Genomic DNA, 20,650 nt, shown 5'->3' on the forward strand with positions numbered 1-20,650 from the left:
ATTTTAAAAAATGAAGTGAATGTTGAAGGTGGGCTTGAGCATTGCAAATGTTTCAGGTTGCTATAATATTCAAAAATAAATAGTGTATTTTCATATAATCGTAGGGATATGGCCTACAAGTTTCTACCTGTTTACCGTAAATAAACTGACTATGAAAAGCAGAGATAAAATGGACATGACGTCCCTTTATAGGGAGATGTCTATTCTTGTCATACTTTGATTATAAAGGGCTCGAAGTGCATGCTTTTCTTTTGTTAAGGAAGGTATGTACTTCGAGCTTTTCTGTTCGGTGAATTTGCTCGTTAATGAAGAAACAAGGATTATATGAAGGTATCATCAACAGGGGGTACTGGGATGGAGAATATGGCAAAAAATTTGGAAGCAAAGGGGAATATACAGAAAGGAAAAGAAGAAATTACCGTTGGCAAATCGATTTTTCTAGGAGTACAGCAAATATTAGCGATGGATTTGTTTATCCCGCCGATTATCTTGGCAGGCTTATTGTCCTTTTCCGTATCGGATAGTGCATTGCTGATCCAAATGACCTTTATCGCATGTGGAATTGCAACGATTATTCAAGCAGGCTTTGCAATGAAGCTTCCTGTTATGCAAGGACCTTCCTTTGTGCCATTAAGTGCACTTGCAGCAATTGGAACGACATCAGGAATTGGAACAATGATAGGCAGCTTAATACCTGGTGCGTTAATTATTGCCTTGCTTGGTTATCCGCTTAAACTCTATAGCAAAGTGGTTAGAAAAGTCATCCCACCGATTGTTGCTGGGACTGTTATTGTGGTTGTAGGGATTTCTTTAATGCCGAGTGCGATTAATTCTATTTATACAGCAGAAGGTAGTTTTGGCGAAAATATCTTGGTTGCGACCGTTACAGCAGCTGTATTGATTTTCTGTATGTACGTAGGGGAAAAGGCTAAATCTAAATGGAAATATATAAAAGTAGTATCGGTTATCTTAGCACTAGGATTAGGCTCACTTGTTGCCTCTTTCTTCGGTTTAGTTAGTTTTGCCTCATTAGAAAATGCAAGCTGGTTTCAAATGCCAAGTCTATTTGCATTTGGAGCGCCACAATTCAATGTTCATGCCATCCTAGTCATGATTATAGTTTACTTAATTGTCACTATTGAAACAACGGGAACATGGTTTACTGTAAGCAATGTAACGGGTGAAGAGCTTAATGACAAACGTTTAAATGGCGGTGCATTCGGTGAAGGGTTAGGCTGTTTTGTCGGTTCTTTTTTTGGTGGAACGCCAGTAACGGGCTATTCCTCTAATGCTGGTATTATTGCGATTACAGGAGTAAAGAGCCGTAAGCCAATTATTATGGGTGGAATTATGTTAGTAGTTCTAGGCATGATGCCAAAACTGACGAGTTTGATTGCCTGTATCCCTAGTGTGGTGATTAATAGTGTATTTGCGATTTTATGCGTAATCATTATGATGAATGGATTTAAAGTCGTGAAAGGATTGGAATTTACGGAGAGAAATATGATTGTTATTGGAGTTCCAATCATGCTCGCTTTATTTGCTGTATTAATGCCGGCGAATGTGTTAAATGGGCTGCCTGAAATTGTTACTTACTTTGTATCATCAGGGACAGCTATAGGAGCCATTGCTGCATTAATTCTTAATCTAGTTTTGCCGCAAAAACAAGTAGAGCGTGTAAATACAAACAAGCCAACGGTAAATATTAACTAAAAATAGGAACAGGAGAGGCGCGATTATGCAACAAGATAGACTATGGAATGAATGGCATCCAGTATGTAAAGCAGAGGAATTGCAGGATGATCCGAAACAAGTATTTGTTCTTGGAGAAAGAGTAGCCATTTTTCGAAATGAGAAAGGCGTTCATGCCTTTAAAGATTTGTGTATTCATAGAGGAGCGGCACTTTCGCTTGGTAAGGTAAAAAACGGAAATTTAGTTTGTGCATACCATGCTTGGGAATACGATTGTGCAGGGGCGTGTGTCAAGATTCCAGCATTGCCAAAGGGACGAGCTATTCCAAGAAAAGCGAAAGCAACCGTTTATCATTGTGAGGAATACCTTGGACTTATTTGGGTGAACTTGGGGGATGATCCAGCACCGCTTATTTCTTATCCTGAATATAGTACAGAAGGATATCGAACAGCGATATGTGGTCCTTATGAGGTAAAAGCAAATGCACCGCGAATCATTGAAAACTTCCTTGATGTTTCCCATCTTATGTTTGTTCATGAAGGCTTGCTTGGGGATGAGGATCATGCCGAAGTGGTCGATTATAAAGTGGATTTTATCGATAACCGTTTTATTACAAGTAAAATTCCTGTCTACCAGCCCAATCCAGATGGACGTTCAAAAGGTGGATATGCCAATTATGTGTATGAAATTCTAAATCCAACAACTGCTCGTTTCACGAAAACAACAGATGGATCAGAAGATGCGTTGACGATTTTGCTTGTCGTCAATCAAGAAGATAACGAACAGTCGAAAGCCTTTATGCTGTTAACAAGAAACTATGATTTAGATAAACCAGATGAACCATTTATCGAATTCCAGGATAAAATCTTTTATCAAGATTTAGATATTGTTCAAAGCCAAAAGCCAGAATTACTGCCATTGGATCTGCAGGCAGAATTGCATCTTAAGTCTGACGCCCTGACGATCAGCTACCGTAGATGGCTGCAGGAACTTGGGGTGGAGAATGGAACAACTCCTGGTGACAACTCCTGGTGACAGGCACCATAAAAAGACAAAAAGCTAATTCTGTCTCTCTCTGGAGGACAAAGTGGAAGAGGGATCATTTTTTGATTTCTTTTCCTTTTTTTTGTCGGGAAATGCAGGGATTTTGTATGGGATGTAGAATGTTATGTTTTAAGCTGTCTCTTGCTATCTTCCTATTTATTTAAAGGGGGTAGAATAAGACACTTTTCTAAGTTTAGTCTAGGTTAAGTGAAATTCTGAAAGGGGATTGTGCTTTGATAAGCACTTATTTCTTTTGAAAAAACATAAATCCCCCCATAAAACTGGCGCGAATAATAGGGGGTAATTCAAGGAAATGCTTTTAATTGTAATTCCATGTTGCCAACTCAAGTATTTGCTTCTTTACTAGATTATGATTTGGACTGATATTTGAGCTCGTAAATAGTCGCATTTAATTGAAGCCTTTATTTAGGCCTAATAGACTATAATAACTAGCTAATACAGGTTTTTGCCTTCTATCTTCCTATTTTTGTATAATAAATATATGTAGATAAATGACCAACTTTTCGAGGTGGTAATATGCAAGATACTGAACGCCAATTACTAATGAAAATTAAAGAATGTGAAAGTCTGAAGTATGAAAATCTTCAATTAAAAAAGCTTTTAAAAGTTCATAATATAGAATTTAGTTTAAATGAATCATTTATAGAACCGACAGGAAATAGAACGAAAGCAGAAAAAGTTAAAGAAAGAATTCGGATTTATAAAAAACTCTTTAAAGGTAGAGAAGATGTATTTTCTATTCGTTGGGAATCTAAAAGCGGAAAGTCCGGCTATACACCAGCTTGTACAAATGAATGGCACCCGACTTTATGCAAAAAACCATCTATTAAATGTGCGGATTGTCAGCATCGAAAGTTTATTCCATTAACAGATAAAGTCATCTATGATCATCTAACTGGTAAACATACTATTGGACTTTATCCCCTTTTGCAGAATGAAACATGTTGTTTTTTAGCAGTCGACTTTGATAAGAAAAACTGGAAAAATGATGTTCTTGCTTTTATGGAAACTTGTAAAGAGATGAACATACCTGCAAGTATTGAACGGTCTCGTTCTGGAAATGGATGTCATGTTTGGATTTTTTTTAATCAGGCAATTCCGGCTTCCTTAGCTAGAAAGCTAGGGGGCGTTTTATTAGAACGAACACTTGAGAGAAGATATCAATTGGGGATGGATTCTTTTGACCGTTTATTTCCCAATCAAGATACACTTCCAAAAGGTGGTTTTGGAAATTTAATTGCTCTTCCCTTACAAAATACCCCCAGAAAAAAAGGTAATAGTGTGTTTGTGGATGAGAATTTTTCCCCATATTCTGATCAATGGTTATATTTAGATAATGTAAAGAAAATGAACCAAGATGATGTAGAATCGATTATTAAAGTATCAAGGAAAAATAATGGGGATTCAAATCTCATTAAGGAAAATAATGAGATTGTATCTAATAGGGTAAAGGAAATGAATAATTTACCTACTAAGATAATCGTTATTGAAAAGAATGGATTATATATAGATAAAATAGGACTTCCCTCTTTCTTTATTCAAAAACTCGTAAATCTATCAACATTTAAAAACCCAGAATTTTTTAAAGCGCAAGCAAAACGTTTAACCACATATGGTATACCAAGAAATATTATCTGCTCGGAAGAAATAGATAACTTTATTATTTTACCTCGTGGTTGTAAAGATGAATTAATTAAACTATTTAATGAATTAGCAATCGAATATGAATTTCAAGAAAGTACAAATCCGGGAAAACCTTTATCTTTAAACTTTTCAGGTACATTAAGAACAGAACAAGAACAAGCGGTATCTAAATTATTAGAAAATTCTATAGGAATCTTGTCTGCTACAACAGGATTTGGAAAAACAGTTATTGCTGCGGCATTAATAGCGAAAAGAAATGTAAACACATTAATTATTGTTCATAGGAAACAATTGATAGAACAATGGAAAGATCGTTTATCAGTATTTTTAAGGTTGGAAGGTAACCAAATTGGACAGCTTGGCGGCGGGAAAAATAAGCAATCTGGAATCATTGATATTGCTACAATCCAAAGTCTTAATTATAAAGGGGAAATTAAAGAATATGTAAAACAATATGGCCAAATAATTGTAGATGAATGCCATCATATTTCAGCTGTTAGTTTTGAGCGAGTTTTAAAATATTCGAATGCTAAATTTATTCATGGTTTAACAGCTACTCCAACTCGTAAAGATGGTTTGCAACCGATTATGACCATGCAATTAGGACCCATCCGATATAAGGTGAATGCAAAAAGTCATGCAAAGACACTTACTTTTGAACATCATTTAATCCCTAGATATACTAATTTTAAAAGTATGGGAAAGGAAAAAGAAATTCAATCCGTATATCAAGAACTTACAAATAATAAAATTCGAAATCAACTAATTTTTGACGATGTCCTTAAAGAACTAGAAAAAGGGTCTGCGCCGATAATTTTAACAGAAAGATTAGATCATGTTCATGACTTAGAATCAACTTTCAAAGGGTTCGCAAAAAATATAATTGTCTTGACCGGTGGAATGACTAAAAAAGATGAGAAAGAAAAAATTAGAAATCTTGAAAAACTCCCTGATAATGAAGAAAGACTTATTATTGCTACTGGAAAATATATTGGAGAAGGCTTTGATAATGCTCGTTTAGATTGTTTATTTTTAGCTATGCCAATTTCTTGGAAAGGCACATTGCAACAATATGTAGGGAGGTTACATCGTATTCATGAACTTAAATCTTGTGTTAAGGTTTATGATTATGTAGATCATAAAGAGCCGATGTTAAAAGCTATGTTTGAAAAGAGAATGAAGGGATACCAATCGATGGGGTATAAAATATATGATGAAAAATCACATAATCAGAGTAAATCTGAACAAATGAAGCTGTTTTAAGAGTGACAGGCACCATAAAAAGACAAAAAGCTAATTCTGTCTCTCTCTGGAGGACAAAGTGGAAGAGGGATCATTTTTTGATTTCTTTTCCTATTTTTTTGTCGGAAAATGCAGGGATTTTGTATGGGATGTAGAATGTTGTATTTTAAGATGCCTCTTTCTATTAGAGGGCATAGAATAAAACCCTCTTGCTAATCTCCGTCGATTTTATCCTTCATAATATGCAAGCAAAATTCATAAAAAGGGAGGTTGTTCGTTGGCTAGAAAAAAGCGTGTTTGGTATCCTGGTGCTAGTTATCATATTACGAGTCGAGGTATTCGCCGTACTTCTTTATTTTTGGACGAGGAAGACCGCGAAAAGTATCTGCGATTATTGACAGAAGTAATGGAGGAAAGGCCATTTATTCTGCAAACCTATTGTTTAATGACAAATCACATCCATCTTCAAATTAAAACTCTTCAACATTCCCCAAGTGACATTATAAGAACTCTCCATTTTAATTACGCGATATATTTCAATAAGAAATACGATTTTACAGGACATGTGTTTGAAAGCCGTTATGGATCTGAGTTGATTACTTCTGCTCAATATGAATTAGAAGTGAATCGGTACATTCATCTAAATCCAATTCGAGCTGGTATGGTAGAAAGCTTGGAAGAATATCCTTGGAGCAGTTATTTTGACTATATAGAGACCAAAGAGGGAAGTATGGTAAATTCAGAACGGATTTTTGCGTATTTTCCTGACCCCAAACCTGAGCAATATCTTCAATTTTTACATGCGAGAGGAAAAGAATCTGATCAATATCCAATCTAGGTTTTGCAATACCTAGGAAAGTTAAATAAGTTGACCTTATTTAAAGAGTTTTTCCACCAAGGTTTACGTTTTTCTTCTATATCTGTTGTGGGAGTCAATTGAATTTGATGATCTCCGTTATATAATAAGTCAAGGCTCACTTGTTCTCCTTTTTTCCAGCCATTTGATTTTATAGCTTTTAATATCCAAAGGGAACAGCATGTTCTTCTAATGCATTTGACCATTTATAAGTTTTTGAAGTTTCAGTTTCTCTTATTATTTCAGAATTCTAGGTCACAGGGACGGCCCGAAATTTGTCGAAGATTGATAGAGAGTTAGATTGTGTGAATGTGATAAACTAAGGTTACAGGTCACAGTGACGCCTCGAATAATCTTGTTTCACAGGAAAGTTTCATGGGAGGCTTTATTATATAAAAACATCACTTTCTGCTAACAATAGAGAAAAGAGTACGAAACTAATTAATCAGACAAACAAAATAATTGTATCGAATAAGTTACCCTCCTTGTTAAAAGAAGATCAAAGATACGAAATTATTGTTTTAGGAAAAGAAAATGAAATACTTAGAAGTAAAGCATTTTAGAATCAATGTCATCAGAAATAGAGTGATAGGATAAAAAGAGCAATCTCTCAGTGGAAAAGAGATTGCTCTTTTTGGTAATTTTCTAATCAAACGTTTGATTGAATAAGGTTCTTAAGAAAGGGAGTGAGCTTTCTCTCCCTTTTTTGGTTATAGTGACATCCTGAATAATCTTGTTTCACGGGAGATTTTGTTATTCAGTTTTAAGGTAGGAATCGCATATAGAAACCAAAATCACAAAGGAAGTTGCATTGTTTTAACATTATAATTCACACAAAAACGCAAGGGAGTATATATAACCTTGCGTTTTTTTTAAGTCGGTTTAACTATCTCTGTATACTTGCAACATAAAAGGTTTGGATAACAACAAAAATGATAAATAATGTTAAGGCAAAAAAAGTAATAGCTTGCCATTTGTTTTTAAGCATATATTGCTCAATCCCCGTTAAAAACATCGATATTGCAAGCAGAATTTGTATAACGGCCGTATAGAACAAATTTACAGTGTGTATGAGTAAAATGTTTGTGGGAGAATAAATATCCTTTTTGTCTAGTTGGGGGACGAGTCCCCCAACTAGACAAAAAGGCCACCAAGCGAAAGCGCGGTAGCTGGAAAAAATTAAGTATTAAAAAAGAGAGCTTCCTTTTGTAAAGTAGAGTTTGACTAGAAAACTACGAAAAGGAGAGGCTCTCATGAATCAATGTAACATAAAAATGCCATCATTAAAAGAATTGGAAAAAACTTTATTTCGAACACTACAAATGACGTTTCAAGAAATCCTTATTCAAACGTTAGAAAATTGGGATCAAGAGATTGCCAAGCAACGAGACAAAAGAAGATTTGCTTTACGTGATAAACGAGAAATACGATTAGATACAGCGTTTGGAGCTGTGGAGCTGAAGCGTAATTATTATTTTGATCGTGTGACTAAAAAATATATTTGTCTATTAGATCACTATTTACAGTTTCAGGGGAATAAGGGATTTAGTCCGCTACTAGAAGAATGGGGGTTAGAACTAGCGACGAATGGCTCCTCCTATCGAAAGGCGGTGGAAACGTTCGAACAATTTTTAGGCTATTCGGCGATGAGCCACGAAGCATTACGGCAACATCTTCTTCAAACAAGCGTACTTCCCGCTAAGGAAAAACGCCCTTTTCAAAAGGTATTGTTTGTCGAAGTAGATGGATTATATGTGAAGAGTCAAGAAAAGAAAAAGCGTGGATGGGAGTTGAAATTCGCCGCTGTACACGAGGGATGGAAAGAAAACGGAAAGCGAATCAGGCTCCGAAATAAAAGGCATTTTCTTTATGAAGGAAAAGAACCCTTTTGGGAAGCCTTTGAAACGTTCTTACAGAATCATTATGCGTATGATCCTACCCAAACCTTGCTTATTATTAATGGTGATGGAGCAGGCTGGATAACGGCATGTCGGGAGTATTTTCGGGAACGCGCCTTTTTCACCATGGACCGTTTTCATGTCGCTCGTTCGATGAAGCAACTAATGAAGAGCCATCCTCGATACCGCTACATGAAAAGAGCGTTAAGAAACTACCAGGTAGAAACATTACTTCTAGAGTTGAATAGCGCAGTAGGAACAATGGATACACCAGAAAAAGAAGAAAAACTAGAGCATTTCCTTGCCTTTTTAACGCATCATCAGGAAACCATAAAAGATTACCGTAGTTGGTTACAGGAAAAAGGTGTGGACACGACAGCGTATCGTCCAATGGGAAGTGCAGAGGCGATGATGAATCAATTAGCCAAACGATTAAAGAATGGAAGAGCATGGAGCAAAAAAGGCGTCATGAGCATGGCACGTTTGTGGATTGGGTTGAAGGATGATCTATCTATCCAAACGATATATGGAAAATGGGAAAAAGCCACGGAAAAATCAAAGAAAGAGCATCGACCGAAAAGAAAAATACCCACAAAATTAGTAACAGAAACCGTGCGTCAGAACATGCCATACTTAAATCAAGCGATTGGAAAACCCGTTCACTTTGCCTTACAGGGATTAAAAGGTTTTTAAAAAATGAGAGAATCAACAGTTGGAAGAACAAAACCAATTGGAAAGCGGATACAAACTTAGAGGTTTTACTTTATAAAAAAGGGAGCTAAAAAAACTCCCACAAAAACTTGACTCAATCTTACAGTGTTTGATGTAAAAGTTAAAATTACGATAATTAGCAGTGGGATCACCAATATTAACTGAGCAATTGCGATAGGCTTTACTCTATTCTTAAAAAAACGGTCACTTAATTTCATTGTTCTCTCTCCAATAGGGGAAATTTAAAATTTTTCCAATTTCCTTTTTCTTAAATTATATCATCAAATTTTTAAAAGTATGTTATTGAATTTAGTAACTTAGGAAGCTTTGGGATAAAAAGAAAGATAATAATCGTCTAATACTTCTGTACGTTTTGCACTACTTTCTCCTCTTTTATAGTCAAAGAAATAGAGAAGAAAGACCAAGTCTCTCCTTCTGTAGTAAAAGGGTGGGGAAAGGGAGTGATGAGTATTTCAAAGGAAAGCCATAGAACCGTCCCCCCTGATTCCCTTCAAAAAGATAAATTTAATTTAAAAAATTCAAAAAAATTTAAAATCATACTTGTACTTTTGTGTGTAGAGTAGTAAAGTTTATATATCTGATATGTTAAATCGGGATTAAGAGTGTAGGAGGAATGGAAATGGTAAACAAAGTGGCAAACATCGCAACTAATTTAACTCAACTCATTGGTAATACACCTCTGTTAGAACTTGTAAACTTTAATGAAGCAAATAATGTTGGAGCACAAGTTATCGCTAAATTAGAGTATTTTAATCCAGCTGGAAGTGTAAAAGATAGAATTGGTCTGGCGTTGATTAGAGATGCAGAAGAAAAAGGGCTAATTAATAAAGACTCGGTTCTTATTGAGCCAACAAGTGGTAACACTGGTGTAGCATTAGCATTTGCCGCAGCGGCATTAGGATACAAACTTATCATTACACTGCCTGAAAGCTTTAGTATCGAACGTAGAAAATTGCTTATTGCCTTAGGAGCAGAGTTGGTTCTAACACCAGCGGCAGACGGTATGCCTGGAGCAATTAAAAAGGCGGAAGAATTGGCTGCTGAAATTCCTAACTCTTATATCCCTCAACAATTTAAAAACCCAGCCAATCCAGAAATTCATAAAAAAACAACAGCGGAAGAAATTTGGAAGGATACAAATGGAGAAGTTGATATTTTTGTAGGGGGAGTGGGAACTGGCGGTACGATTAGTGGAGTAGGAGAAGTATTAAAATCGAAGAAGAATTCTGTTCAAATTATTGCAGTGGAACCTGCTAGTTCACCAGTTTTATCAGGCGGTACAAAGGCTCCACATAAAATTCAAGGAATTGGACCTGGATTTGTCCCAGATAACTTCAATCGTTCTGTAGTGGATGAGATTTTTACTGTAGCAAATGAGGATGCTTTTGATGCAGCAAAGCAATTGGCAAGAACGGAAGGACTAATCGTAGGCATTTCTTCAGGAGCAGCTGCTTTTGCAGCAACTCAAATAGCGAAAAGACCAGAAAATGCAGGGAAAACAATTGTTGTTTTACTTCCTGATACAGGAGAAAGATACTTATCAACAGAACTTTTTCCAGCAGAATAGAATATGGTCACAGTAACGCCACGAACGCCACGAATAATCTTATTTCACAGGGATGTTTAGTATAGCGATTTATTTTTTCTAAGTCAAAGAAACGAAAGTTTATCACCCTTTCTAAAAAAATCAAAGCCAGTGAAACTTTACGAAACGTAGAATTTCACTGGCTTCTTAATTTTGAGAGCAGGGGCTTGTCCCATCTTTATACAAATAAACTAAGCAATAAGACAAATCCTAATCCACAGACAGAGATAAGCGTTTCGAGTACTGTCCATGTTGCAAATGTTTCCTTCATTGTCAATCCGAAGGACTCTTTAATAATCCAGAAACCGGTATCATTTACGTGTGAAGCAATAACACTACCAGATCCTGTTGCCAATACTAATAGGGCTAAATTTACATCACTACCAGCCAACATTGGAATAACTAATCCAGCTGTTGTTAACGCGGACACGGTTGCCGATCCTTGTGCAAGTCTAATGATTGCTGCAATTAACCATGCAAGGACTAATGGGGAAATGGTACTTCCTTCGAAAATTTCAGCAACATAATCTCCGACACCACCATCCATTAATACTTCTTTAAGTGAACCACTAACTCCTAGGATTAATAGTAGCATCCCTATCGCTTTAACAGAACTTTCCACTGATGTCATAATGCTATCAATTGGGATTTTTCGTGCGATACCCATTGTATAGATAGCTAGCAATACGGACAATAGCATAACCATAGATGGATGGCCAATCGTCTCCACAATGGCAAAGAATAAGTTATCCTCTAAACCTACTACATCTCTAATTAGGGTAACAATTGTAGATATACTCATTAATAGAACTGGAAATAATGCGGTGAATGCACTCACACTAAATTTTGGCGTATCTTCTAATTTATAGGCTTTTGCATCGCCTAATTTTGCAATACTGCCTTCCATCACTTTATTAAAAGCTGACGGAACTACTTTTTTTGCAAATATTGTGAATAGTGGTCCTGCAATAAGAATCGTTGGAATAGCAATGACAAAGCCGTATAGCAAGACCATTCCAATATTTGCCCCATATTGAGCAGCTATCACAGTTGGTCCTGGATGCGGTGGTAAGAAAGCGTGTGTTACAGATAATGCCGTTGTCATCGGCAGTCCTAACCAAACAAATGAAATTTTTGTTTGTTTGGCAATTTGATAAACGATTGGTATTAATAAGACAAGTCCTACTTCGAAGAATAAGGCAATACCAAGAATGAAGGAAGCAAGAACGACTGCCCATTGAACATGCTTCTTACCAAATTTATCAATTAATGTCATTGCAATACGTTGGGCTCCGCCAGCGTCAGCAATTAGTTTCCCTAAAATAGCTCCAAGCCCAAAAATCAATGCTGTACTAGCCATTGTTTTACCTAATCCATTTTGGATAGATCCCATGATTTCATTGATTGGCATTCCAAGTCCCACACCTAATAAGAACGAAATAACCACCAATGTGATAAAGGTATGAAGCCTGACCTTCATAATCAAAAATATTAAAAGTAAAATACCAATAGCAGTAATAATTAATGGCATAACTTTCTCTCCTTTAGTTAATATTCTAGTTGTGATGAACTATAATCTTACAATTCTAGTTTTCTCTCAGAATATCTCAACATAAAATCGCTTTTATAACAATATAAGTGTCCACATCTTGTATCCAATGAGGATGGGACATAACTAAATAGATACTCTGTAAAGACGAACAATTTCTAATATAGCTAGTAAATAGCGGCTGCTTTCGCATACTTTTTACAAGAGGAAATATAATTAGTTGGAAAAACAGAGCAGCCGGAATACACGAAGACTCCTATGGGATTAGCGAGACAGTCTGAGACCCTGCAGGCCACAGGCCGAAGCGGCTCAGCGCGAGCCCCATGGAAAGCGAAGTGTATTCCGGCTGCGGGGAATCGCACCAAACTTCATGGAAACATCCTTTGAAAAACAAATAAAAGCCCGAACAATTATACGGAACATTCATTAGCATCTTCGTATAATTGTTCGGAATTATCCTTGGCTGGAATACTTATGTCCCAGCCTCATTGGAATAATGTTAGCTTATTTTGATTTTTTGATTGCTTCAATTAAACCATTTATATAAACTGCTCCTAAAGCTCGATCGTACAATCCATATCCTGGTCTTCCTTTTTCACCCCAAATCATCCGGCCATGGTCTGGACGAAATGGTCCTTCAAAACCGTAATCGATGAATGCCTTTACAATTTCATAAAAATCTAATGAACCATGTGATGATAAATGGGCTGTTTCCCAAAAAGATTTTTCCCCGGTAATTTTTACGTTTCGTAAGTGGGCAAAGTGAACGCGGTTTTTTATCCCTCCGAAGTATTTGACCATATCAACAAAGTCGTTGTTCGGATCGCATCCTAATGACCCTGAGCAAAGAGTAAGTCCATGGTTTGGTGAGTCATATAAATCTAAGAATCTTTCTAAGTTCTGTTTATTGGTAATAATTCGTGGTAATCCAAAAATAGACCAAGGTGGATCATCCGGGTGAATCGCCATTTTCACGTCACTTTCAACTGCTACTGGTAGAATCTCTCCAATGAAGTATTCTAAATGCTCCCAAAGCTTTTCTTCATCCACACCTTCATACTGTTGTAATAAGCCTTTTAAACCGCCTTCACCATAAGAAGTATCCCACCCAGGTAGTGATAATTCTCCAAGCATCGGATTCATCTTTTGAACCGTTGCTTCATCATAAATTAATGTTGTGGAACCATCTGGAAGCTCATACGCTAAATCGGATCTAGTCCAATCAAATACAGGCATGAAATTATAACAAATGACTGGTATTCCAGCTTCCCCTAAATTACGGATCGTTTGTTTGTAATTTTCGATATAACGATCTCTTGTTGGTAATCCTAATTTAATATCTTCATGCACTGGTACACTTTCAATGACAGAAATCTTCAAGCCGACACTTTCGACTCTTTTCTTTAAAGCTACGATTTTATCCATTGGCCAAACTTCTCCAACAGGTACATCATATATAGCGGTTACAATTCCTTTCATCCCAGGAATTTGAGCAATATACTCAATTTGTACTGGATCATCTTCTCCATACCAACGAAATGACATTTCCATTTCAGATGCCTCCCTTTTTTTCTATTTGCATTACCATTTCATACTAGTATGCTAGCATGCTAATGAAACGTTTACAACCATTAATTTTACTGAAATGTCATTTTATTAATCGCTTTCACCAAATGTTATAACTATTAGTGACAACAAAAAAATGCCAGTAGCTAGGTTTCTACCCTAGAATACTGGCATTTTTTTTGTAAGATCAAAATATTCAACATATGGACTATTAGGCTTATATAAATCTTCCCAAAGCTTTGTTGGCTCAATAATATGTTCTCTTACAATAGTTTCTACCTGATCTACATCTTTATTTTCAATCATTTGCACAATCGCTTTGTGTTGAAGGATTGCATCACTGAAACTAAGGTTCATCTCGGCTAAAAGTCTCATTCGATTGTAATGGGTACTTAATCGGATAATGGAATCCCAGACATTTTCCTTGTTGTTTCCCTGAAAGATCAGAAAATGAAATTGTTTATCTAATTTGTGGAATTCCTGCTCCATTCCTTTTTGATCTAATAATAATTCTTGATGTGCGATATTATTTTTCAACTCTACCAATACATTTTTCGGAAAGGATATACAGGATTGTTTTAAAATTTCTTTTTCCAAGATAATTCGTACAAATATTGCTTCTTCAATCAAGGTTGGTTTAATTTTTGATATATACGTTCCTACTTGTGGAATTACTTCTACTAAGTGTTCTTCTCGTAACTTTGCCATTACCTCTCGAATTGGAGTACGAGAAATTTGAAGTGCCTCGGCAATCTCTGCTTCACTTAAAGATTGACCCGGTTTTAATCGCAACGACATAATCGCTTCTTTTATTACTCTGTATGAATAATCTCTATTATTCTCACCAGGCAACTTGGCTTGCACCTCTATTAGCATGGATTTTCTACACCCCTAAATCAAACGGTTCGACCCGTCATTTTTCGAATTATACTCATTATTATAGCACCAACATTTCGGATAACCAATTTTATTTTGCTGTTTCGGGTCAAGGGGTCAGGTACTAAAAGTGGTCTTTTCCTGAAGGGAAATTAATAGTTAGACTTATAATTTCTAAACGTCTTCCCTCTCCATAAAATGGCAAGAGCAATAATTAATCCAACAATTGAAAAGGACAAAATGACTAATTGAATATCAAATCCTCTAGAAACGAGTAAAGTTACACTTGCATAGGCAAGCGGATCAAACCCGTTCATTGCTAAGAAGACAATACTCATGACCCTCCCCATAATGCGGGGATCAGTATCTTCTTGTGCTGAAGCGAAAAATGGGATTGAAACAAATGTCATGGTAAATCCAATGAAGAACGCTAACGCTGTCAAAATATACAAATTAGGAATTTGGCTAAATGCTATAGCTACGATTAATGTTGCAATTAATCCAGCAATTGATGTTAATCCTCTACGGCGTATTTTGATCATAGCGATTATTGCTGTACTCACTAGCATCCCCACCCCTAAAGCAGCATCAATGTAACTAAGATTAATGGGTGTCCCTCCATACGTTTCTACTAAAATTGGGATTGCGATCGATATCGCTCCGAAGGCAAAGAAGTTTAACGTAATTAAAATAAGGATACCTGTAATTAAAAATTTACTTGCTTTTACATAAGAAAACCCTTCTATTAGATCTTTAAGCGGCGTTTGTTGAATGGTATTGTCTACGGGACCTTCTTTCAAGAAAGGTGGAAACATAAAAAAGGCAGACAAAAGAACAATAATAGCCGAGACTAAATAACCAGTTGTGACGCCAGCGAATTCCATGACACTCCCAGATATAATAGGTCCAATAACAAAACCAATCTGACCCAATCCCTGAATAACGGCATTTGCTTGTTTTATTTGGTTTTTCTGTACTATTTTCGGGATTAATGATGTCCCAGCTGGTCCAGAAAAAGCATCTAATGTTCCAAAAAAGAATCCCAAAATGATCAGGTATACAAATGTTAATTGATTTGCATTGTTCATTAAAAATAGGATAACTAATAGAACGCCTTGGATTAAACTCGTACTGAACATAATTGTCGTCTTCTTGAATTTATCAGCAAGAACCCCACCAAATGCCATCATGAGAATACGTGGCACAGTAATGGCAATAAGTATAATGCCCAATAAACTAGCAGAACCTAATTCCGAAATAACAAACCAAGTTGTTGTCATGAAAAACATGCTATAACCAATAATCGCTAAAAAACTACCAATAAATAGAAATATAAAAGGGGGATTTCGAAATAATGATTGTTGTTCCATACATAACCTTCCTCTCAAACTTAATATAGAACCAATCATAGATGGTGACGTAATGTCGTAAGCAACCTTTTTCTAAAAAAAATATCCTATTTTCATTTCGTTCATTTATATTAGTAAAACTATTAACAAGTGTATTGATTGTGACCTTACGTAACAGTATATAATTCAGTAAGGTGGTGTTAACATGGAAGTAACAATTGGTCAGTTTGCAAAGTTAGTAGGTTCAACAGTGAGAACGCTACGGTACTACGATAAAATAGAATTACTTACCCCAAAAAAATATAATAAAAATGGTCGAAAAGTATATACAAGATTAGACTGGGAACTTTTTCAACAAATAATGATTTTAAAACATTTTGGTCTGTCTTTAAATGAAATAAAAGAACAAATAACTAATCAGAAGTTAAAAAATCGAGAGTTATTGCTTATGCAGAAGCAGTTAATTGAAAAAAAACAAGCAGAATTAAATGATAAGTTAGAAGTAATTACGAGAATGGAACGGTTGTACAATATTGAAGGTATTTCTGAGGAAGAATTAAATGAATTTGCCTTTATTATGCTTGATTTATTTAGGCGGGAAAAATCACAAATCCAAGCATGGGAAGAACATTTTATAGCGGACAAGGAGCTTATGAAAGAAATAAAGATGCTTCATGATCCAAAATATAAGGAGAAAATGGATAGAGAAATATGGAACTTAATTCAAGCGATTAGAAATGCTATTCAGTACAATGATTCTCCAAGCAGAAAAAAAGTACGAGAAATTCTAAACGAAATGGATAATATATTTCCAGCGAGTAGAAACTTTTTAAATCTTATTGACGATGATGGCTTTTTTGCCAAGTACAATGATGAGTTTAATAATTATTTTCCAGAAAATATAGCTAGCTATATTTATAAAGAATTGAAAACGTACTATGATGATAAAGAGAATAGTAAGGGTAAAGATAATAATAAGTAAGATAAAACGGGTAATTGTTAACGCAATTATTTATTTAGGAGAGGAGAGCAGCATTTTTTCGAAGATGTGAATTTGCGAAGAGTTAAGAACGACAGATGCTCATTATTTTAATCTTTAGTGGATAGAACAAAAGGCAGAAAAGATGATTATAACGAGTTCAAATAAGCCAGGGGCGTAAATTATATATTATATTTGAGAAATGGTGGGGAGATTAGATGGATTATGAAGTAATAAGATATAGAATTGAGACTATTACTTCTAGGATTAAAGAGATTGGTGGAGAAGTCCAAGAAGTTATTATTGATGAACCAGCTTCGCTTGAACAAATAATCAAAACAGAGGAACAACTTGGGGTAAGGTTACCTGAAAGTTTCAAAAAAGTTCTCAAAGAGTTCTCAGGCAATTTCAGCCTGCGTTGGTTTTTACCTGACAATATGGAGCAACCAAATGAATTCCGAGAAATTTTCTCTGGTAGACCTCATTGGAGCTTAGAACTGCTTTCTCAATTTGAAGAAGATCGTATGGGCTGGATTGAAAATGTTTTTCCTAATCCTGAAGATGAATATGATGTCATTTGGCATAATAAATTGGCTTTTTGTGAAGTAGGAAATGGTGATTACTTAGCTTTTGATATGAGTAACACGGAAGATGATGCTCCAATAGTTTATCTTAGTCACGATAATGGAGAAGGACACGGTTATAAAATTGCAAATAACTTTATTGAATTCGTCGATAATTGGTCAAGAATAGGTTTTGTAGGGAGTGAGGATTGGCAATGGCTACTTTTCACAACAAGTCCTGATAGCGGAATAGTTGCAGATGGAGAGGCAGCAAAACGTTTAAGAACCTGGTTTGGATTAGATATTTAAATAGCAAAGAGCTTTGAATGTCTCTCATATATCCCTTTTAGGTTTTGGAAATAAATTGTTAACAACAATCATTTCTATACTACAATTTTAGTATATAAAGGGGAAATTTATAAAGTTCTCAAAAGTATTTGTAGGATATTTGGTTATTAAACAGGAAATTAGGATTGATTCTAGAATGTAATAATCCTGACAATAATGTAAACAAGTATGTAATTAGAATATAGGAGAGTGCGCATATATGTATGAACCGAAGATGAAAGAAACAGACAATAGTGTAATTGAATTTATTGAAAGAGTGGAAAGTGAGAAGAAGAAGGCAGATGCCTATCAGTTATTAGAAATTTTTGAAGAGGTAACTGGTTACGACGCAAAAATGTGGGGGCCAAGTATTATAGGCTTTGGTAGCTATCACTATAAGTATGCATCAGGACATGAAGGGGATGCACCGTTAGTAGGTTTTTCACCAAGAAAGGCAAAGATTAGTCTTTATTTGGCCTATGAAAGTGAGGAAAGAGAAAAATTATTAGAGAACTTTGGTAAGCACACGAAGAGCAAGGCTTGTATTTATGTAAATAAATTAGCTGATATCGATACCAATGTTTTAAAGGATTTAATTATACATACGGTAGAAACATATCAGAATCTCTATCCTAGTGAATAAGGTTATTGGCATGGTTCTATGTTCATGTCTTACTGACTTTTTATGGCTATAATTGCTACCCAAAATAAAGGTGTCAGGCATGTGCTTGACACCTTTATTTTGGGTAAAAGTTATTCATTGAGAACTGAATATAGAAGGTTGTGGCAAGAAAATGCTTTGCCACGTAAAATATTCAAGCACCCATTGGTCTACAACGTAAGACTGTTGCTTCATGTATACCTTAGTGGGTACGTCAACCATCTCAACTTTCTCTAGAAGATTTTCAGATTTACTAGATTAAGATTTGATATATAGTAAAGAAGTCAGTTAATAGATCAATGTTATTGAGATAAAAATTAAAAGAAATCATATTCCTAATGTTGGAAAACTTTTACTCTAGCATATATGTGTGTCTCAGTTTTGTTTCCGGAGTATACTTTCTTTGTTTTACCTCATAAAGATAGTATGTAGGATAATATTAAAACCAGATTAGATAAAAATAAGAATAAAACCAAGGTACACAAACTAATTTTTTTAAACATTTCATCTTTTTTGAAAATGTGGTATTATTTAACAATAATAAGTATGTATTAAACTGAAAAAAAGGAAGTGTTTTGGTGGGATTTTGTAAAATTTATAGAAATTTGGTAGTTGTTTCAAACTACTTACTAGTATTTGGTTTGTTTTTATTGATTAATAGACTGAATTTTTTAATTCAAAATCCAGATTTTTTCTTTCCGCAGAAAAATGAAACAATAAAATGGCTAAGCCTGAATCCACCAATAATTAATATAGTAACTTTTTTGCCTTTATTTTTAGGTGTAATTTATTTATTGGTTATTATTGTGGAAATAATCGGAGAAAAGAACAAAGCTTGATTTAAAACGGGACAAGGGGCAGTTACCACAAAAAGACAAAAATTTCAATTTTTCTTTTTGTGAAGGATAAAGGGCTATATAGCGAGAAAGGTAGCTCAGGAGAGGATGAGACTATTGAATATTGATAGAGATAGATATTTTTTGGAGTTAGCACTGCAAGAAGCAGCAAAAGCACTTAACGAGAATACATATCCAATCGGAGCAGTTATAGTAGATGAAAACTATAACTTAGTTGCGAAAGGTCGTAACAGAGTACATACTCAACAAGATGCAACAGCTCACGCTGAAATTGATGCAATTCGAAATGCTGGAAAATCAATATTTAATGCAAAAGTTAATCGTGAAAAGTTTACGATTTATACCTCTTTGGAACCTTGTCCGATGTGCACTGGTGGTATATTATTTGCCAATATTAAAAGAGTAGTCTGGTTACTTAACGACGATATGGGTTTCGGCGGTTATAAAAAAATACAAGGTACAAAAGTATTTGATAAGAAATTCTGTGAGGTTGAAGTAGTTGAAGAACCTTTTGATGATCTGAAAGAGAGACAAATGGAATTGATGAAACTATGGTCATCAAATCCTAATAATGTTATAAACTTACGAAAAGCGGCTATTCAATAAAAGGGATTAAATGAATAAGGGACTCCGTAACAGAGTCCCTTTCTGGAAAATCTACTTATGATAAGAATTATATTCAGACAAGAAATGACGATAAGTACTTTGGATCACCTAAGAAATTGAAGCATATGTAAAATACATACCAGATTTTAAAAGACCCGTATGAACTTGATGAACCCGATGATTATTTTAATTGGCGAGACCTAATCGAGGAATTAAAAGACATCAAGGAACAGAGCTGAGTATATACAACTGCTTTTTGAAGCAAATCCGCAATTGTTTAACATTTCTTTAATTCCAATGATTAAATTAAAACGAGCTAAAATTGAAGCTATTTTGCCGTTTAATAACCATAATATATATGGAATAATTCCTAAAATTAAATTTATAAATTGTTGCTACCCTCATCTAGTTTCCAGATGAGGGTATTTGCATGATTGATTCTATCTTTAAATATCTGAAAATAAAAAATATTGTCATATTTTCTGACAATATAATAGATTTCCAAAAAACTTAGTAGTATCATACGTTTATGCTACTTAATTCTGAAACATCGTTCCGTTCAGTGAAACATTTGACGGTAGAAAGACATGATAGATTGTATT

15 protein-coding genes and 1 riboswitch are annotated in these 20,650 nt (G+C 35.1%); of the genes, 11 read left to right on the plus strand and 4 right to left on the minus strand.

Annotation, left to right across the window (positions count from 1 at the left end; translation table 11 throughout):
- Nucleotides 1–70 precede the first annotated feature (70 nt).
- A riboswitch (purine riboswitch) is annotated at nt 71–172 on the plus strand.
- A gap of 182 nt (nt 173–354) precedes the next feature.
- The 6 genes from NST60_RS14315 (at nt 355) to cysK (ending at nt 10,697) form a co-directional block, all read left to right on the plus strand.
- Nucleotides 355–1,713, plus strand: coding sequence for a uracil-xanthine permease family protein (locus tag NST60_RS14315; RefSeq protein ID WP_224428325.1), 1,359 nt, complete (start codon nt 355–357; stop codon nt 1,711–1,713).
- Between the two features lie 25 nt (nt 1,714–1,738).
- Nucleotides 1,739–2,728, plus strand: a complete 990-nt coding sequence (locus NST60_RS14320) for an aromatic ring-hydroxylating dioxygenase subunit alpha (protein WP_224428326.1) — start codon at nt 1,739–1,741, stop codon at nt 2,726–2,728.
- A gap of 546 nt (nt 2,729–3,274) precedes the next feature.
- The gene (locus NST60_RS14325; RefSeq protein ID WP_224428327.1) at nt 3,275–5,665 is read left to right on the plus strand and encodes a TOTE conflict system archaeo-eukaryotic primase domain-containing protein; all 2,391 of its coding nucleotides are present in this window, start codon (nt 3,275–3,277) and stop codon (nt 5,663–5,665) included.
- Nucleotides 5,666–5,921: 256 nt separating this feature from the next.
- Nucleotides 5,922–6,482 carry a transposase gene (locus NST60_RS14330; RefSeq protein WP_217989369.1) on the plus strand — a complete coding sequence of 187 codons (561 nt, stop codon included), beginning with the start codon at nt 5,922–5,924 and terminating at the stop codon, nt 6,480–6,482.
- A gap of 1,271 nt (nt 6,483–7,753) precedes the next feature.
- Nucleotides 7,754–9,091 carry an ISLre2 family transposase gene (locus tag NST60_RS14335; RefSeq protein WP_341099119.1) on the plus strand — a complete coding sequence of 446 codons (1,338 nt, stop codon included), beginning with the start codon at nt 7,754–7,756 and terminating at the stop codon, nt 9,089–9,091.
- Nucleotides 9,092–9,761: 670 nt separating this feature from the next.
- Nucleotides 9,762–10,697, plus strand: a complete 936-nt coding sequence (gene cysK / locus NST60_RS14340) for a cysteine synthase A (RefSeq protein ID WP_101729581.1) — start codon at nt 9,762–9,764, stop codon at nt 10,695–10,697.
- A gap of 196 nt (nt 10,698–10,893) precedes the next feature.
- Here cysK and NST60_RS14345 read toward each other — a convergent pair whose 3' ends face one another.
- From NST60_RS14345 to NST60_RS14360, 4 genes are all read right to left on the minus strand, one after another.
- Nucleotides 10,894–12,246, minus strand: a complete 1,353-nt coding sequence (locus tag NST60_RS14345; protein ID WP_341099120.1) for a gluconate:H+ symporter — start codon at nt 12,244–12,246, stop codon at nt 10,894–10,896.
- A 522-nt stretch (nt 12,247–12,768) separates the two neighbouring features.
- Nucleotides 12,769–13,815, minus strand: a complete 1,047-nt coding sequence (uxuA, locus tag NST60_RS14350) for a mannonate dehydratase (RefSeq protein ID WP_016205073.1) — start codon at nt 13,813–13,815, stop codon at nt 12,769–12,771.
- Between the two features lie 174 nt (nt 13,816–13,989).
- Nucleotides 13,990–14,706, minus strand: a complete 717-nt coding sequence (locus tag NST60_RS14355) for a GntR family transcriptional regulator (RefSeq protein WP_101729530.1) — start codon at nt 14,704–14,706, stop codon at nt 13,990–13,992.
- 152 nt (nt 14,707–14,858) lie between these two features.
- Nucleotides 14,859–16,076 (minus strand): MFS transporter, encoded by a 1,218-nt coding sequence (locus NST60_RS14360; RefSeq protein ID WP_341099122.1) that lies wholly within the window; start codon nt 16,074–16,076, stop codon nt 14,859–14,861.
- Nucleotides 16,077–16,260: 184 nt separating this feature from the next.
- On the opposite strand from NST60_RS14360, the gene NST60_RS14365 reads away from it, so the two are divergent.
- The 5 genes from NST60_RS14365 to NST60_RS14385 all read left to right on the plus strand — a co-directional run bounded on the left by NST60_RS14365 (nt 16,261) and on the right by NST60_RS14385 (nt 20,048).
- Nucleotides 16,261–17,037, plus strand: coding sequence for a MerR family transcriptional regulator (locus tag NST60_RS14365; protein WP_341099123.1), 777 nt, complete (start codon nt 16,261–16,263; stop codon nt 17,035–17,037).
- 215 nt (nt 17,038–17,252) lie between these two features.
- Entirely contained in the window at nt 17,253–17,906 is a 654-nt protein-coding gene (locus NST60_RS14370) for an SMI1/KNR4 family protein (RefSeq protein ID WP_169189300.1), read from the plus strand.
- Nucleotides 17,907–18,144: 238 nt separating this feature from the next.
- Nucleotides 18,145–18,567 (plus strand): DUF1801 domain-containing protein, encoded by a 423-nt coding sequence (locus tag NST60_RS14375; protein WP_016205077.1) that lies wholly within the window; start codon nt 18,145–18,147, stop codon nt 18,565–18,567.
- A 596-nt stretch (nt 18,568–19,163) separates the two neighbouring features.
- Nucleotides 19,164–19,424 (plus strand): hypothetical protein, encoded by a 261-nt coding sequence (locus NST60_RS14380; RefSeq protein WP_341099126.1) that lies wholly within the window; start codon nt 19,164–19,166, stop codon nt 19,422–19,424.
- 114 nt (nt 19,425–19,538) lie between these two features.
- Nucleotides 19,539–20,048: a nucleoside deaminase gene (locus tag NST60_RS14385; protein ID WP_341099127.1), complete on the plus strand. Its 510-nt coding sequence runs from the start codon at nt 19,539–19,541 to the stop codon at nt 20,046–20,048.
- Nucleotides 20,049–20,650: the final 602 nt, after the last annotated feature.

Source organism: Niallia sp. FSL W8-1348, assembly GCF_038006745.1.
In the GTDB taxonomy this organism is placed as follows: domain Bacteria; phylum Bacillota; class Bacilli; order Bacillales; family Cytobacillaceae; genus Niallia; species Niallia alba.